The organism is Sporocytophaga myxococcoides DSM 11118, from assembly GCF_000426725.1.
GTDB classification, from domain to species: domain Bacteria; phylum Bacteroidota; class Bacteroidia; order Cytophagales; family Cytophagaceae; genus Sporocytophaga; species Sporocytophaga myxococcoides.
This window is the reverse complement of sequence record NZ_KE384560.1, coordinates 873544-890389: the sequence shown is the minus strand read 5'-3', so window position 1 is coordinate 890389 and position 16846 is coordinate 873544. Positions and strand designations below refer to the sequence as shown.

Sequence of the window (16846 nt, the reverse complement as noted above, 5' to 3'; positions counted from 1 at the left end):
CAGTTAAATAGTTTTGGGAGAGGTCGTCCGTTGGGCGGCCTCTTTTTTTTACATGACGAAAAAAACAGAAAGAAAATGATTGACGAAAATTTCTTAATTTATATTTAATGGAAAAGAAATAATCTGAATAGTTGATAGTGGCCTTTTATAAACCCTGTTCAAGCTTGAAAATTTGAAATGGAAAGGTTTAATTTTCATATTGGCAGCTTTCAGAAAATTCTATATGTCAAAGAAAAACTTTGTCCGATGATTGAGGATTACTATTGTTCCAAGTACTTATTTCATTTTCGTGAAACCTGAAGGAGCGCTTTTGAGTAAAAAACTCTTATGCCCATTCCCAGGTTAGTTTAATAAACATAATTATATGAATACCCAGGATCTACAAATTGAAAACAACAGTCATTTTTGTCAGGAAGTAAAAATGGCTTTTGAGCAGCTGATGACTCAGTTTTCTATGAATGTAAACAAGGAATTAAAAGATGAAATTTATCTTGAATCCCGCTGGGCAGGTATATTTTTAGGCAAAGAAAACAACGAATTGACCATATCAATTTATAGTCCGAAAGGAAAAAGCAGATGGTATCCAAAATTTTACCTTTCAGCATTTTTTGGGCTTAAAGGACAGACGATCATTGAACAGCCTGAAGGTGAATCTAATCTGAAAGAATTATGCTGTCATGCTAATGAAATTAAAGAAAGTTTTGCATCTATCCTTAGAGGTGATTTTTCCTGGGATTTAGATTTTGAAAAATGGCTGGCATATTTGAAACAATGTCACAAAGACCAGGATTGCGACTTACCCTCCTTTCTACAACTAATTCATGAAGGCCAAATTGAGCAATAAAACAAACTAACCTTAATTTTTCCTGGCCGATTAAACATTCTCTTATAATTTCAATTTATTCCTTGTATCAGAATTGTAATGCTATTTTTTAAAATAAGCTTAAAACAATGTTCAAGGGACAAATTCTACTTCTGCTTGGGTTTCTTTTCTTAATTTCAGCAAGTTGTGTGAGATCCAAAAGCAAAAAAGTGGCCCGTCATTTTGATTCCGGATATTGTTCACCCGCAATTACTTATCACTATGGTTCAACACTTTATCCTAAGCCTACACAGGAAGTTTTGAGTGGAAAGAATACAGGAGCCTTTAGTGCTCACACCCTACTGGTTGCCAATGCAGCAGGAGTATATGAAGAACTGTTAACCCTGGACAGTCTCAGGAGAATTTACGATAAGAGCCCTGTTGACTCTATCAGAATTAAATATATTGCTTCTAAAAATACTGTACTTACTCAGGTAATGCTCATTTCCACTGAAATTGAAAGCATTGCGGCGGAACTGGATTGCGAAGGTGAAAGGGCAGAAATACTGGCAGACTATCTTACAGAGCGAGAAAACAGAAGAAATAGCATATTAACTGTGCTCTCCATAACCTCCGGGGCTTTAATAGCGATTGCAGGTACCCTTGCAAACGAAAAACTAAATGATACACAACAGGACGCAGTTGCAATCGGTGGAGGAGTGATAAGTGCTTCATTCGGGCTTAGCATATTAATTTTTAAGACTAAAGTTAAATATTACCATAAAAGAAATTTGCTTGCGGAGATCTGGAATGAACCGGTAAATTCTAAAGTTTTTCCTCCATCTATCTGGTATCTCCTCAACGAACCTTTTTTCAGCAATGCACATGAGTTTTCCATAGTACATAATATCAAACACAGATGGAAGGAGTTAAAACTTGAAGCAGAAGGTTCTGAAGTCTCTGACCAGGAAAAGCAACTTCTCTTTGGGTCGGGCGGAACCTATACCAAAGGCATGCTTCGAACCAGGTCAAGTATGCTTAATGAAGTACAGGCATCTACCAGACTTATGAATCAAGACCTTCAGGCTTTTATATTAGAGATAACCAGCAGATATTAATTTTCACTTTACTTTACTTTATATTTGCCTGTTTTAGTTTTTTCCCTAAGAAATAAAATCTTTTAAAGCCTTTCCCTTAGCTACCTACAGCTGCTTAACTTTTACAATTTCCTATGGTTTTTTACTTCATAATGGTGACAAAATGAAGTATCTGTTAACATCTTTGATTTCAATTTTATTTATTGCGATTACATTAAATTTATCTGCACAAATAAAAGTATACACTGACCATGTTTCCGGAAATACCGGCAATTTAACTGATTCCGCCTATCGTCTTCCCAAAATTACACTTCAGCCAACAGGACAAAGAGCAGCGAAGACCTCCAATGTAATGTTTTCAGTTGATATTGAAGACAAGCCCCCATACTCTTTCCAATGGAAAAAAAACGGAATTAACATAAAAGGAGCTACATCCCGAAATTTGCTTCTTTCTATTGTCCAGATGAAAGATACAGGATACTATCTTGTCGACATCAATAATGATTTCGGTACTATAAAGAGTGATTCCGTTAAGCTGGAGGTTGCGGATAATTTTCCTCCCAATGCTATGCTTATTAATCCGACGTTTGGGAATACATTTAGAATTGGAGATACCATAAGGTTTCTAGGAGGAGGAAATGATTTTGAAAATGGTATACTAAACAAATCTTCCTTTCTTTGGAAGCTTGAATTTCATTATAAAGCAAACTCAAAAGATCAATCCTTCAAAACCATTATAACAACTGAAGGCATAAGAGAAGGTTACTTCATTGTCCCAAACCAACAGATCTATGATGATAAAGCCTATTACAGGCTGTCATTAACAGTGAGAGATCAGGACGGTTTTACAGATACAAAATATGTTGATATACTTCCCAAAAAGGTACAGATTAAATTACTAACCAATCCTCCCGGATTAAAAATATCTCTGGACGGCTCAATCGTAGACGCCCCCTATAGCTTTACTGATATTGCAGGAATGTATCGAACTATCGGTAGTGTTTCAGATCAAACGATGGATGGGATTCGATATAGATTTGATCACTGGGAGCCTGCAGGCTTATCAGAGCAGGCGAAAATTTCACCTGATGAAAATATGGCATATACAGCTGTCTATACACCAGTTCCAGAAGCAAATACTGTCCTGGCAAACAATTTTACTTTTGAATCAAAGGATCTGAGTAATAATTCAGACGATCAGTACCTTGAAGAGATTACGATGGTTACATCATTCAAGGATACACATAATGTGTATTCGAACAAAGGCTATATTCTGCGGGAATTCTGGACCAGCGTGAGAGGAACAACAGTAGATAAAATACCATACCAGTTACCTCCTAATGGAAAAATTCTAATAAGCCAATTCGAGGGACCAGAAAATTTGATGGACAACTATGGCACGAGAATAAGCGGATATGTTTATCCTCCAATTTCCGGAATCTACCATTTCTGGATTGCTTCAGATGAGCAAGGAGAATTGTGGCTCAGCAAAGATGACAGTCTTGAACATAAGACAAAAATAGCTCATGTGCCTACATCCTCTTTCTTTCAGGAATGGTCAAAATTTCCCGAACAAAAATCTGAAGGGATATATCTCGAAGGTGGCAAAAAATACTATATAGAAGCCCTTCACAAAGAAAGTCTGAAGATCGATCATATCTCTGTAGGCTGGAGGCTTCCAGATGGTACACTGGAACGGCCTATTCCGGGCAATAGGCTTTCTCCCTATATTACACCTTATGAAGAAACTGAAAATGTAGAATTAATACAAGCTTCGGGAGCAGATACTATTGCAAGAATTCTCGCCTATTTGAACCCTACTGACAAAGGCATTATCACTCTTAGCTTACTTGGTTACGTGGATGATCCGCGAGTTCATATTTCGGTGTTTGACTCAAAAGGAAAAAAACAGTATAATGAAAAAACCACATGTGATATAACATCTGCCAGAACAGTTTTACCTATTAAAGAACGATTTAAGCCAGGTGTGTATGTTATTCAGGTAGCAGTTGGTAATAAGATGTTTTTTGAAAGGATATTGATAAGGTAAAAAAGTTAAAGCTCCTTTCAATGAATAGTTGAAAAGGTTGATTCTTCTTATTAAGAAAACACTTCAGATTTTCTTGCTTAGCTTATTTAGAAAACCTATCAATTCACCTAATGCTTCATCTTCAATAGGATCTGAAACTCTAACGGTATTTTTATTATCACCATCAGTCACAGAGATTGTATATGTTTTTCTATCTGCACCTCGTTGAGGAACTTCATTATAAGAAATGCTAAAGAACCTGCACCTATGCACAAGTTCCCTAGCTTTCATTGAATCCTCATTATTTAATGAGTCTGTATTAATCAGTTTGGATCTGTTCAATCCCGGGAAATAAGCAATCCCTCCATCTGATTTAAATTCAATGAGCATATTGCAATGGTTCTTTAACTGATGTTTTAATACCAACCTCATTCCAGGCGTTTAGTACAGCTTGTTCTTCCTGACTTCCTTGTCCGAATAGCCTTACTGCATTGTACACTGTAAGATTTGCAAAACGTTTAAATCCTGTGTTTGCTCTTAATCTCGCATCTTTAAGTGTTTCATACCAGATTTTACCTGCTCTTTCCCATGCAAAGCCTCCTATGCTGGTTGCAGCCAGATAAAATGCACGATTTGGAATGCCGGAATTGATATGAACTCCACCATTGTCTTCGAATGTATTCACAAAATCATTCATATGCTTTGGCTGAGGATCTTTTCCCAAAACAGGATCATCATAGGCAGAGCCAGGATCACTCATAGATCTTAATGCCTTCCCGTTTATTTTGTCTGAAAGGAGTTCCGCTCCTATGAGCCAGTCCGCTTTATCTGATGATTGGTTAAGTTTATATTGCTTCACCATCGAACCGAAAACATCTGACATAGATTCATTCAAAGCTCCGGCCTGGTTAAAGTATACAAGCCCAGCCTCATCTTCCGTGACGCCATGAGCAAGTTCGTGTCCGATTACATCGAGAGATATTGTAAATCGCTTAAAGAGGTCATCATCACCATCTCCGAATGTCATCTTCTGACCATCCCAGAAAGCATTGTTGTATTCTTTCCCAAAGTGTACAATACCTTGCAATGGCATACCTTCATCATCTATAGAATGTCTTTCGAATATATTCCAGAAGAAATCATACGTAACGCCAAGTCCATCATATGCTTCATCAACAGCCGGATCATTGGTAGCAGGATCACCTTCAAACCTCACTATTTTTCCTTCTGTGCTCTGCAAGTTCTTAGCATCTATTATAGTTCTCTGTTTATTACCCGGACTAATCATAGTTACTGGACCAGTTCCTGCTAAAGTAGCATTGGTATAATTTCTCAATGCCCTGAAAGTACTGTCATTAGCAAGAGTAGTGATCGCTTTCTGCCTTTGTTCCGAAGTGCCATTTTTTACGATGGCCCTGAGAATATGCGGAGCAAGAATACAGTGAATTGAATGTCTGTGATTAGGATCATGATTATTACACATAGCCAATTAATTTGTTCCTAATTAATTAAGTCTCAAGGATTAAAAATTGTTGTGATAAACCATTATGAATCCCTCAAGGGACGGAGGACGGGAACTTTTATTGGAATGCTATTTTTAGATATTCAACCTCTTAGTTAATCTCCTCATCTTTAAAAAAATCAAAATGATCATCAGTCAGCAAATTTCGGAAGAATCTTCATCCGTAGTAGATGATTCAGATTTTTAATACAAAAAACAATCCCATAACAAACTACAAACAAGAGCATTCCCTGGAGTTCTTTAACCTTCAAATCAAAAATTGAGTATTTATACTTATTATTTACTTAATTTTAAATTAAGTATTTTTACTTATTATTTTTATTCATTATGTTTACAGAACTATGACGATGGAGAAAAAAGACTATCTGGTGAGTGGCCGTATATGGGTTCAAAGCGGAGATGGAGCCTTTTTAGGTTCCGGAAGAGTAGAACTTTTGAAAAAAATTAAAGAGTACGGATCAATTACCCAAGCTGCCAAATCAATGAATATGGCTTATAGACACGCGTGGAGACTTATTGACTCTATGAATACAATGTCGGCTATTAAACTGGTTTCTACCAAAACCGGGGGTAAAAAAGGTGGAGGAGCATTTCTTACAGAAGAAGGAGAAAAGGCTATTCACGAGTTCGACAATCTGGAAAGAGCATTTAATGAATTTCTTCAGGAACAATCTTCGAAAATAGTATTTTGATTTTTTTTAATTATCATTATTCCCAAAAAGGAATAGCTCTATGAAAATGATATTTAAAAAAAATATTCATATACTATTTCTATTAATATTGACCTGCAATAGCTTTGCGCAGAAGACAGTAACTGTGGCTGTTGCTGCCAATGCCCAGTTTGCAATGAAAGAAATTGAAAAAAATTTCGAAAAGGAAACAGGCATTAATCTGGAGTTGATTATAAACTCGTCTGGGAAGATAACAGCGCAGGTAAAAGAAGGTGCTCCATTTGACATCTTTCTTTCTGCTGATATGCAATTTCCGGAGGCATTATATAAAGAAGGCTTTACTGTAACGAAACCGGAAGTATATGCTTATGGAAGCCTGGTATTATGGTCAATGAGTAAGCTAGAAAAGAGCAATATAAAGGCCATACTTATATCAGACAAATTTGATAAAGTGGCTATTGCCAATCCAAAGTTAGCTCCATATGGGGAGGCAGCTGTTGAAGTGCTGAACTATTATAAGATATTTAAAACCATTGAACCCAGGATTGTGAATGGAGAAAGCATTTCCCAGGTAAATCAATATGTGATATCCCGGGCTGCAGACCTTGGCTTTACTGCCAAATCAGTAGTATTAAGTCCTGAGATGACAAACAAGGGTACATGGATTGAACTTGATGCAAAATCCTATAGTCCTATTGCACAGGGAATAGTTCTTTTAAAGAAGAGTAAAGAACAAAACTTTAAAGAAGCAGAGTTATTTTATAAATACCTCTTTTCAGAAAAGGCAAAAAGTGTTTTTAAAAAATATGGCTACAGCGTAAGCTAATATATAAGATTTTATTTCAGGGATGGAAACAATCCGGTTCAGAGCTTATTCTGGCCGGATTGTGTTTTTTTATCGTCCTATTATCATTGCATTACCGACCCATTGAAATACCATAATACCTATCAGGTATATATACCCCATAGTTTGCGCTATTTCCAGTCCTGATGCGAAACAGAATAAACCTGTAATTCCAATCAGAGCAAGTATTGAAGTATAAATGACAAGAACTCTCTTATTATTCTTTTTAGGAGGGGTTAGCATACTAGACAATGGAATCATCATAGACAAACCAAAGATTCCTGTAAACAGCAACAGATCATTCAGAAAAAAAGGATATATCAGTAAAGAAGCTAAACCTATACATAGTGATATACCGACAAAGTTTGATGTTTGGATTTCTGTTTGCGTAAGAGCATACCTCCCATATACATTGAGACGCAGAAAGAGATTAGTAATTGGACGGATGATCCAAGTAGATATTGCAAATAGGATATACAGCGTAATAAAAGGAAGTATGAATGGATTTAAAGCAGGAAACCTGTCTGCAAGAAAACCTAATACCTTGGATCCGAAGAAAAATCCAATGAGAATGCCCCACTGAGCACCACTTTTCATATTTCCAATCCAGAAAGCATATTTCAAAAATATTCTGTATATCCAATATCTTGCTTTCAGACTTTCTACGAGACCATGCTTGGCATACTCTAGTTCAGGATCTATTTGAAGTGCTTTGCCAAAATGAACCAAAGCCTTTTTATGATCTCCCTTCTCCAGTAATCCCCAACCAAGGTTGGAGTGAGTGATCGGATTTTCAGGATCATAATGGAGCGCTTCATGAATGGTATCATAAGACTCTTGCTTTCTGTCAAGTTTCAAGAGCGCAGTAGAACGGATATTAAGACAAGTGAGATTATCAGGTTCCAGGGCAAGTCCTTTGTTTGCATAGTGCAACGCCAGCTCCCAATTTTTTCTTTGCAGAAAAACAGAGGACCTTAATCCAAAAAAGTCAGCCACCAGAGGATCTATGGAGATAGCCTCTATAATATATTTTTCAGCCTGATCAAGCTTATCCTGATCAAGCAGGACTTTAGAATAAATATATAGAAGATAAGGATTTGCAGGAGCAAGACTTATAGCACTTTTTATAAAATCTTCAGCTTCATCATACTTACCTTCGTGCCACTTGCAGATGCAAAGTAAGGAAAAAACTTCAGGATTATTGGGGTCAGAAGACAGACATTTTTTAAGTTCATCTTCCGCCTCTTTAAACCGCCTCTGATCTATCAGTAACCTTGCTCTCTCGCTGGAATTAAAGATCATTTCTTAATATTTAAATACTTTAAAATATCATCGTATAAACCGGATTCATTAGAATACAAAGCGTAATTTCTTGCTGTTGTAAACCATTCTTTAGTAGAAGGTATTACTTTCTTTAAAGCTTTGAGTAAATCTTTTGTTTCTATTGGTTCGGGAATTCCAGTCTTAAAGGATTCACGCAGTTTCTCTTCGATTGTAAAGTCCACCAGCGCTTGCAGATCTGCACCTGAAAAGTCTTTGGTTTCTTTTGCAATCTTATTATAATCTATGTCTTTAAGCGGCTTATCCTTCAGCAAAACTTTTAAGATGCCGTTTCTGCCTTCTTCATCAGGAGGTTGTACGAAAATTATTCTATCGAATCTTCCGGGTCTTCTGAAGGCAGAATCAAGGTGCCATGGAGCATTTGTTGCTGCTAATACTAAGAGCCCTTCATTCGAACTTTCTATTCCATCCAGTTCTGAAAGAAACTGATTGATCAGATGTCTCCCTGAAGATTGCTTCATATCTGATCGACTGGCACCCAATGCGTCAACCTCATCGAAAAACAATACGCATGGTACATTTTGCCTAGCCATTTCAAACAGGTGATGGAGATTTTTCTCGCTACCTCCTATCCACATGTCCAATATATCGTTTATTCCTACGGAAATAAATTTTGCATCGACCTGGCCAGCTGTAGCCCTTGCAAGGTGTGTTTTCCCACAACCAGGAGGACCGTAAAGCAATATCCCTCCACCTATCTTTTTACCGTAAGCTTTATAAAGCTCAGGATGTTGCATTGGATGGATGATTTTTATTTTGATTTCCTCCTTCACATGGTCCATCCCTCCTACATCTTCGAACGTTATTTTTGGTCTTTCAACAGGCATTGAATTCCTCTCCACTTCTGCCACAAAATCATCTTCTTCAGATGCAAAATAGTGATTCGGATTTCTAAGACTATCAAGCTCCTCATCCAGTAATGCTGGGTTTACTTCAAGCACGCGCTTATAGTATTTCATAGCTTCCTCTATTGAGTTTTCTTTAAGAAGAAGTTTGGCAAATAAAAGTAAAGATTCAGAATCAGCATTTTCTGAATGTACCAGATCTTCCAGCACTACTATACCTGTTGAAAAATTGCCCTGACTTAAGTAGATTTTAGCCAGGCCTATTTTAGCTTTTGCATTGTCAGATGCTCTGTTTAAAACAAGCTTAAACTCTTTCTCAGCTTCATCAAAATTGTTCAGTTTAAGCAAACTCTCGGCGAGGTATATTCTTAATGGCAGGTTTTCAGGAGAAAAATTTAACGCTTCTCTCAAACTAGCGATAATATCATCACTCATAAAAATTTCTCAATTTAAATCAGTTCAAGTTAACGATTTAAAGCGGAAAGAGCAAAAAAGCTTTAAGCTTAAAGCAGAAGGCAAAAAGCTTAAAGCTAAAAATTGATTTACAAAGCCTTCCGTTGAGGATATTGATATCCTTCCCATTTAAGGAAACTTTTAAAACAGCTTAAAAGCACTCCTATGTTATTTTTAAAAGCCGATTTAAGCTTCTAGATTTTTATTCTGTATATTTTAAAACTTATAACTTAACATATTAAACTTAATAAACCTCATACCCAAATCCTTTTTTAGGACTTTAAGCTTTTGGCCTTCCGTTTTTAGCTTTCAGCTTTCAGCTTTCAGCTTTAAACTCCACTTCCTTCTCCTTAGGCTTCATAATCAATCGAAGCGACTGATCATATGTCAGGTAATTCCAGAACCAGTTGATAAAAATCAAAAGTCTGTTCTTAACTCCAACGATAGACATCAAGTGGACAAACATCCAGAATAACCAGGCAAGAAAGCCCTGGAATTTAACATATGGCAAGTCAACCACAGCAAGGTTTCTTCCCACAGTTGCCATGGAACCAAGGTCATTATAGCTGAATGGTTTCCATGCTTTTCCTTTTTGACCATTCACCAGATTTTTGGCAAGTAGTTTTGCCTGTTGAACTGCTGGTTGCACCACCTGAGGATGGCCATTTGGGAACTTCTCCTCTTCCATAAAAGCCTGATCCCCTATGGCGAAGATGTTCTCAAAGCTCTGCACTCTGTTATACCTATCTACGATAATCCTTCCGTTTTTGTGCTTAGATGTTTCAGGAATACCTAATATACTATTGGCCCTGACACCTGCAGCCCAGATGAGATTCTTACTTTCAATAGTAGAACCGTCACTCAGATAAATAGTTTCCCCGTCAAAGTCTTTTACTCCAATTCCTGTATGAACAATTACACCAAGTTTCTTTAAATATTCTGTAGCCTTCTCTGATGCTATGGAAGACATAGGACCTAAGACCTTCTTCCCTGCTTCTATCAGAAATATATTCATTCCTGAAAAATCAAGATCAGGAAAATCCTTTGGTAGTACTGTCCTTTTCATTTCAGCCAGAGTTCCTGAAACCTCTACGCCGGTAGGTCCACCACCTACTACGACAATATTCAGCAGTCTTTGTCTTTCCTTTTGGTCTTCAACAGATAAGGCATCTTCGAGATTCTGCAACAAAGTATTACGTATGGCAAGTGCTTCTCCAACAGATTTCATTGGCATTGCCTTTTGCATCACTGATCTATTGCCATAGTAATTTGTATCTGCTCCCATAGCAAGTACAAGATAATCGTATTTAAGAGTCCCAAGAGATGTGACTATTTCAGAGCTCTGAGCATATATCTCTTTTACTTCAGTAATACGAATATGAACATTCGAATAAGACTGAAATGCCTTTCGCAAAGGAAATGAAATAGCGCTAGGCTCCAATCCCGAAGTGGCTACCTGATAAAATAAAGGCTGGAACTGGTGGTAGTTATTTTTATCAATAAGGACAATTTGGAAATTTTTGGAAGCAAGCTCGCGTGCAAGGGCTAACCCGCCGAAACCGGCGCCGATAATCACGACTCTCTTAAGATTGCTTTCAGGAATTTGTATATTCATAGTGGTACATCTTTAAATTCCAAAAACAAAAAAACTGGTTAAAGCTCATTCTTCAAAGCTTCAATCTATGCACCTAATGTAGGTAATGATACTATGAAAACGAAAAGGATTTGAGCTTATTTTTCTTAAAAATATCCATTTAAAAAATGTATTTCAGACTCAGCTTATTATCTAATTTTTAATAGCATAAAACTCATATACTCCTTTTATAATCAAACAAAAAATTAAAACAATACAAAATTAATCTCCTCATTTATTACCCTAACTATTCTATAGGATACTCAGCCTGCTTGAGATTTTTCTCCCCAAATTCGTTTCCATAATTTCCCCATCAAAGATTTTGCTTTTTTAAGGTTATTGGGTGCTTGAGAAAACTTCAAAGTATTATTGTCAGGAGTTATTTTATAAGCAAATGTAAATGCCTCCTTTCCTTCTCCCCATCCGTCCAACTGCCCAAAACGAAGATCATTAATGATATAACTTCCATTCTGTTTTTCAACAGTATAATATCCTTCGGTAATTCCTATCAGTGTTTGCAGCTTTTCATCATGCAAATAGCTATGAAGCAATTGATGATCTTTATGAAAGTATTTAAATTTTACTATGGTGTTCGTATCTAATAAAGAATAATATCCTATGTAATACCCGGAATCTACTTCCGCTGTTGCGTTCCAAAGAAGGGTATTAAATGGTGTCGGCTTTGTCGAATATCTTATAACTGATATATGCTGATCTTTATAATTCTTTTCAAAGACCTTGTTGACAGCAAACTTTTCCACCAAAGTAATCATCATATATGCAGAGCTGATGCCTATACCTGCATAGGTCCACAATCGCCTTCTTCTATCTTCTTTGTTATAAAAGAAAACTGGCATAAGACATAAAATAAATGGAAAAGTATAAAGAGGATCTATTACAAAGATATTATGAAAGGAAACGGCATAATCGCTAAAAGGATAAAAGATCTTAGTCCCCCATGTAGTGAAGCAATCAAGTAATGCATGCGTTGTAAAGCCAAGAAAGAACAGCCAGAACCAGTCCATCAAAGTTGTAGCATCTCTTTTGTAAATTGCCTTCAATAGATATGCTAGCAGTGGAGGTACAACAATTGCAAATAATATAGAATGTGTAATACTTCTGTGAAAAGTCAATTCTTCTACCAGATCCTGAAAAGGGCTTGCTAGTACATCTAGGTCTGGAATCGTACCGGCTATTGCTCCCCATAACAACGCTTTGTTTCCTGCTCTTTTTCCACAAACAGCTTCGCCTACTGCTGCTCCTAAAACTATCTGAGTTATTGAATCCATATTTCCACAATAATCTCTTGCAAAATAAAGGAAATAAACTGCTTTAAGAAAAATGAAAACATAATTAAGTCCTATTTTGATTTCCAAAAATAATCGCTCAGGTAAATAGATGAAGCTCCGAACATTATGTTGTAGAAAAATCAAGTCAGAACATTTAAAATTAAGGTAAGGTTTAAATAATGAATATGCTTTACCTGTAAAGTAAGGCATAGAGGTGAAGTTGAATTTTAATTAAGTGGGAATGGGTACAACAATTTTAGAAAAAGAGAAAGAGGATTATGCAGTTGATCCGCGTCTAACAAAAGAGGTAAAAAATTTCTTAAAGGCATTGAATTCAGGAGGTCCTCCTGTTGAAAGCCTTTCATATGAAGATGCAAAAAATGTTTTGGTAGAAGCTCAGAAATCTGTTAAAGTAGATCTTTCAGGTATCGAAGTTACAGACAAAACAATCAAAGCAGATGGTTTCACGATTGATTTGAATATAGTGCGTCCGGAAAGTGTTAAAGGAAAACTGCCTGTATTCATGTTCATCCATGGCGGTGGCTGGATTCTTGGAGATTTTCCTACACATAAGCGTTTGGTAAGAGATCTGGTAGTACTATCAGGATTTGCGGCTGTATTTGTGAATTATACACGTACACCCGAAGCTCAATATCCACAGGCAATCAATGAAATATATGCTGCTACTAAATGGGTTGCCGAACATGGAGATGAGATCAATGTTGATGGCACCAATATGGCCATAGTGGGCAATAGTGTCGGTGGTAATATGAGTACGGTAACAACATTGATGGCTAAAGAAAAAGGAGGACCGCATATAAAACTACAGGTACTTATGTGGCCTATAGTTGATTCAAATTTTGAAACAGATTCTTATAAACAATTTGGAGAACAACGCTTCCTCACAAAGTCGCTGATGATGTGGATGTATGATCTCTATACCAAAGATCCTAAGCAACGTAAAGAGATTTATACTTCTCCATTGCAGGCAACTAAAGATCAATTAAAAGGGCTACCACCTGCATTAATTCAGGTTGCTGAAAACGATATCCTCAGAGATGAAGGAGAAGCTTATGGCCGTAAGCTTGATGAGGCCGGAGTAAAAGTTACTACTATACGCTATAATGGCGTCATACATGACTTTGGTATGCTGAACGGTCTTGCAGAGATACCTGAAACAAAATCTCTTGTATTACACGCTGCGGCAGAACTAAAGAGGTTTTTGAAATAAAAAAAACCTCACCCTAAAAGTCCCTCTCCTAAAGGAGAGGGACTTTAGTTTTGCTGTTTGAATCTATTATCTACTGTAAATCGGACATATATATTCCAAACTTTAAACTTTCGACTTTTAACTTTTAACTTTAAGCTTTTTGCTTTCCGCTCTAAGCTTCATCCTTTCAGTTTTTAACAAGTTCAAGCAACACCTCATAGTACTTCCTTCTCTGCATCTTAGCTTTGAGCCAGCCATAAAAGGTTATAGCCTGAATGTCTTCCCGATTAATATCAATGAACTCAAAGGAATTATCAACGAGAATCTGAAACTCTTTAGTTGTAGCAATATCAGGCTTATCATTTAACTTTCTAACAAGACTTAAAAACACTCCCACCCGCCTATATAAATCTCTATTAAAATACTCCTTAAAGTTTTTATCGATGCCTTTTAAACGTTGCTCAACTATATCAGAATTCCCAAGCTCGAACTGATTAATACATTCAATGATATTTTTCTTAAATACCCATTCAAATCCCATTACCCTCATAAGCCACTGATCGCTATGCTGCACATTCTGGAATACACGAATAGATTTCTGATAGGCTTCCTGCTGGAAATAGTATGTACTGAGATTCAGATAGGCATTCAATAACTGAGCTGTATTCAGTTTTATTTTCTTGTTATTCACAAGCTTTTCCAACAGCTCAATAGCAGCAGCACTTCTTCCTGAATAATTGCAAACAGCGGCTAATAGCAACACATACTTAGGATAAAGTAAAGAATAATGACTTCTATTATATTCTTCCAAACCTCCGTAAAGAAGCTTTAAATAACTTTCTGCCTTCTCGAACTTTTTATTTCTATACAGTACATGAGCTATCATGTACATAAAATTTACCTTATAAAAATGGGTATATTTGTTAAAACCAGTACCTTTTTCAATTTCATTATACTTTGCAATAAGATATGGTTCAAAAGTATAAAACTGTTTGCCTGCCAGCACTGCAGAGCGTGTTATAGAGACTATATTGTACATAAGCCTTGGCCTTTGAATAACAATATCTTCCAGGCCATATTGCTTTAAAACGTCTTTAATAATAGCGTCAATATTAATCTCTTTGCCTGTACTTAAAGACTTATTAAGTTCGTATCGAATGAGCTGATTTGCGATATTTGCATTATCATCTTCAATTGCAAGTTGTTGATACTTTCTTTTCTGTTCCAATAATATTTTAAGATCAGGAGCAGATTCACGCTGAGAATTTTCAATTTCGATACTGAAAATAGTATTCAGGATACTATAATTTTCCGCCTTCTTGGCCAGCTCTTCTGCTTGCTTCAGCATGTTCCATGCAGCTTCAAGTTTCTCATTATCCAAAAGATATTCAGCAGTGGAAATAAGATTCAGGATATATCCTTCCGATACAGTTTCTCCTTTCTTTTTCTTAAGCTGAAGATACTCCATCAACTGGCGTATAAGCCTTTTCCGGGTGGCATGATAAGCCTCTAGGTTTTTATCTCCCGGATAGAGTTTTAAAAGCAAATCATCTCTTTTGATTTTTCCCTTTCGAGAAAGAAGATCAAAAAGCTCCAAATCTTTCCTGTCCTTAATGTTTTTATGTCTTTTCAGGAAAACTGAAAAATCCTTCCTATCGTCTGGCGACAAAGTTTCAATAATTTCAACGATAAGGTCCATTTTATTCAAGCACGCATAAGGTCATATAATAAACTAATATACAAATAATTACAAATGTCCAATACAAAAATAATAGTCCTTGAAAGCTTATCAACTGATTTTTTGAAAATTTCAAACAGGTAATTTTGCTATAAATCAACAAGATATATTCTATGAAAAACTTCTTTCTGATTTGCATTCTTTCAGTCACTATTTGTTTTTCTCTCCAGGCCAATCAATGCTGGTCATTAAAATTAGCTCGAAAGGACTCATTTAATATCTCCTCCGTTTTCGGTGAAAAAGAATATTACCTGTATGCCAATTGTCTTTACAATATAAAATTTAAGAACAGAGAAGCTATTCTGGGCAGATTAATTGAAATAAAGCCAGATACATTGAGCTTTACAAATGCAATTAATCAGAACTATGCCAAAAAGAATTCTTTTGAATTCGACACAATTACGATACATACCTCTGAGCTTGAAGTCATGGAGCTTATTTCTGACAGGTCCCTTGGACTTTATAATAAGATTCATTTTGATAATTATAAATTTCAGTATATAAAAGACTCTTCAAATTGCCGAATCGAAAGTCAGTTTATAAAAGTCTATAGCAATGACCCTAAGATTTACGAAGTTGTTCCTTACCAGACTTCACAAGGCATTGATTATCTGTATGAAGAAAACGGAATAACCTATTATTACTGGGGTTGTATCAGTTTTAAGCCAATTCAAAAAGAAGAAAACAAAATATATAAAAAGAAAAAAGGTATCTGGTATACACCATGTGAAGTAGATGAAGTTGCCGGAGTTGCATTTGGTATAATGACTGATAACATTAAAAATATCGGATTCGACGAAAAAGATTCTTTGATAGTTAAAGGGGTAGCAATAGAAATCAATCCTTTTGCGATGATTTGGCTTACAAACTTTTTAGAGAAATTTCCCCATGAAGATAGCCTGGAATATTATAATAATATCATTGCAAATAAATGGGAGACATCTATAAATGGATTAAATATTAGTGCGCTTGGTTCTGTGCTAGAGGCAAAAATTAACGGAGTAAACATAGGTGGAGGAAATACAATGGTCAATGAACTCAATGGCTTTTCTATTTCAGGAATAAGCAATTTTTCATATAGCATGAAAGGGGTATGTATTGCTGCTGTCAGAAACAGATCCACAGTGGGAAAAGGGCTTCAGATTGCATTGGTAAATAAATGCAAGCATTATAAAGGAGTTCAGATTGGTTTGTGGAATATTAATGGAAAAAGGAGCCTTCCCCTTATAAACTGGCAATAAGAGTCGTTCACAAAGATCAAAATGGCAATTTTGTTAAGTCCTTGTATGTTTGTTAAACATTAATTAATCAGTCTTTTCATACACTTAATCATTCACTAACTACACTTACTATTTTTTAATAAAAAGGGAAT

14 protein-coding genes are annotated in these 16846 nt (G+C 36.1%); 7 read left to right on the top strand and 7 right to left on the bottom strand.

The genetic code is table 11. The features are described from left to right. The first annotated feature begins 364 nt into the window (after nt 1-364). The 3 genes from K350_RS0122080 (at nt 365) to K350_RS0122070 (ending at nt 3949) form a co-directional block, all read left to right on the top strand. Nucleotides 365-844: a hypothetical protein gene (locus K350_RS0122080; RefSeq protein WP_028981760.1), complete on the top strand. Its 480-nt coding sequence runs from the start codon at nt 365-367 to the stop codon at nt 842-844. A 107-nt stretch (nt 845-951) separates the two neighbouring features. Further along, a complete protein-coding gene (locus tag K350_RS0122075; RefSeq protein ID WP_051313486.1) occupies nt 952-1920 on the top strand; it encodes a hypothetical protein in 969 nt (322 codons plus the stop codon). A 142-nt stretch (nt 1921-2062) separates the two neighbouring features. Further along, a complete protein-coding gene (locus K350_RS0122070) occupies nt 2063-3949 on the top strand; it encodes a PA14 domain-containing protein (protein WP_028981758.1) in 1887 nt (628 codons plus the stop codon). A 63-nt stretch (nt 3950-4012) separates the two neighbouring features. Here the strand turns inward: K350_RS0122070 and K350_RS0122065 are convergent, their stop codons facing one another. After that, entirely contained in the window at nt 4013-4318 is a 306-nt protein-coding gene (locus K350_RS0122065; RefSeq protein WP_028981757.1) for a protealysin inhibitor emfourin, read from the bottom strand. Next, on the bottom strand, nt 4308-5411 hold the full coding sequence (locus K350_RS29935) for a M4 family metallopeptidase (RefSeq protein WP_037576601.1): 1104 nt from the start codon (nt 5409-5411) through the stop codon (nt 4308-4310). The genes K350_RS0122065 and K350_RS29935 overlap by 11 nt, the downstream gene beginning before the upstream one ends. Nucleotides 5412-5797: 386 nt before the next feature. Here K350_RS29935 and K350_RS0122055 point away from each other — a divergent pair, with 386 nt between their 5' ends. Both K350_RS0122055 and modA read left to right on the top strand, forming a co-directional pair. Then, nucleotides 5798-6142, top strand: a complete 345-nt coding sequence (locus K350_RS0122055) for a winged helix-turn-helix domain-containing protein (RefSeq protein WP_028981756.1) — start codon at nt 5798-5800, stop codon at nt 6140-6142. A gap of 40 nt (nt 6143-6182) precedes the next feature. Beyond that, entirely contained in the window at nt 6183-6947 is a 765-nt protein-coding gene (modA, locus tag K350_RS0122050) for a molybdate ABC transporter substrate-binding protein (RefSeq protein WP_028981755.1), read from the top strand. A 69-nt stretch (nt 6948-7016) separates the two neighbouring features. Here modA and K350_RS0122045 read toward each other — a convergent pair whose 3' ends face one another. The 4 genes from K350_RS0122045 to K350_RS0122030 form a co-directional block, all read right to left on the bottom strand. Further along, on the bottom strand, nt 7017-8267 hold the full coding sequence (locus K350_RS0122045) for a tetratricopeptide repeat protein (protein WP_028981754.1): 1251 nt from the start codon (nt 8265-8267) through the stop codon (nt 7017-7019). After that, nucleotides 8264-9586: an AAA family ATPase gene (locus tag K350_RS0122040; protein WP_028981753.1), complete on the bottom strand. Its 1323-nt coding sequence runs from the start codon at nt 9584-9586 to the stop codon at nt 8264-8266. The genes K350_RS0122045 and K350_RS0122040 overlap by 4 nt, the downstream gene beginning before the upstream one ends. 334 nt (nt 9587-9920) lie before the next feature. Further along, entirely contained in the window at nt 9921-11219 is a 1299-nt protein-coding gene (locus K350_RS0122035) for an NAD(P)/FAD-dependent oxidoreductase (protein ID WP_028981752.1), read from the bottom strand. 281 nt (nt 11220-11500) lie between these two features. Beyond that, complete coding sequence (locus K350_RS0122030) at nt 11501-12526, bottom strand: metal-dependent hydrolase (RefSeq protein ID WP_028981751.1); 1026 nt, start codon at nt 12524-12526, stop codon at nt 11501-11503. Between the two features lie 241 nt (nt 12527-12767). Here K350_RS0122030 and K350_RS0122025 point away from each other — a divergent pair, with 241 nt between their 5' ends. Then, nucleotides 12768-13757 (top strand): alpha/beta hydrolase, encoded by a 990-nt coding sequence (locus K350_RS0122025; RefSeq protein ID WP_028981750.1) that lies wholly within the window; start codon nt 12768-12770, stop codon nt 13755-13757. A 166-nt stretch (nt 13758-13923) separates the two neighbouring features. Here the strand turns inward: K350_RS0122025 and K350_RS0122020 are convergent, their stop codons facing one another. Further along, nucleotides 13924-15435, bottom strand: coding sequence for a tetratricopeptide repeat protein (locus tag K350_RS0122020; protein ID WP_028981749.1), 1512 nt, complete (start codon nt 15433-15435; stop codon nt 13924-13926). Nucleotides 15436-15587: 152 nt separating this feature from the next. Here K350_RS0122020 and K350_RS0122015 point away from each other — a divergent pair, with 152 nt between their 5' ends. Further along, complete coding sequence (locus K350_RS0122015; protein WP_028981748.1) at nt 15588-16715, top strand: LA_2272 family surface repeat-containing protein; 1128 nt, start codon at nt 15588-15590, stop codon at nt 16713-16715. The last annotated feature ends 131 nt before the right edge of the window (nt 16716-16846 follow it).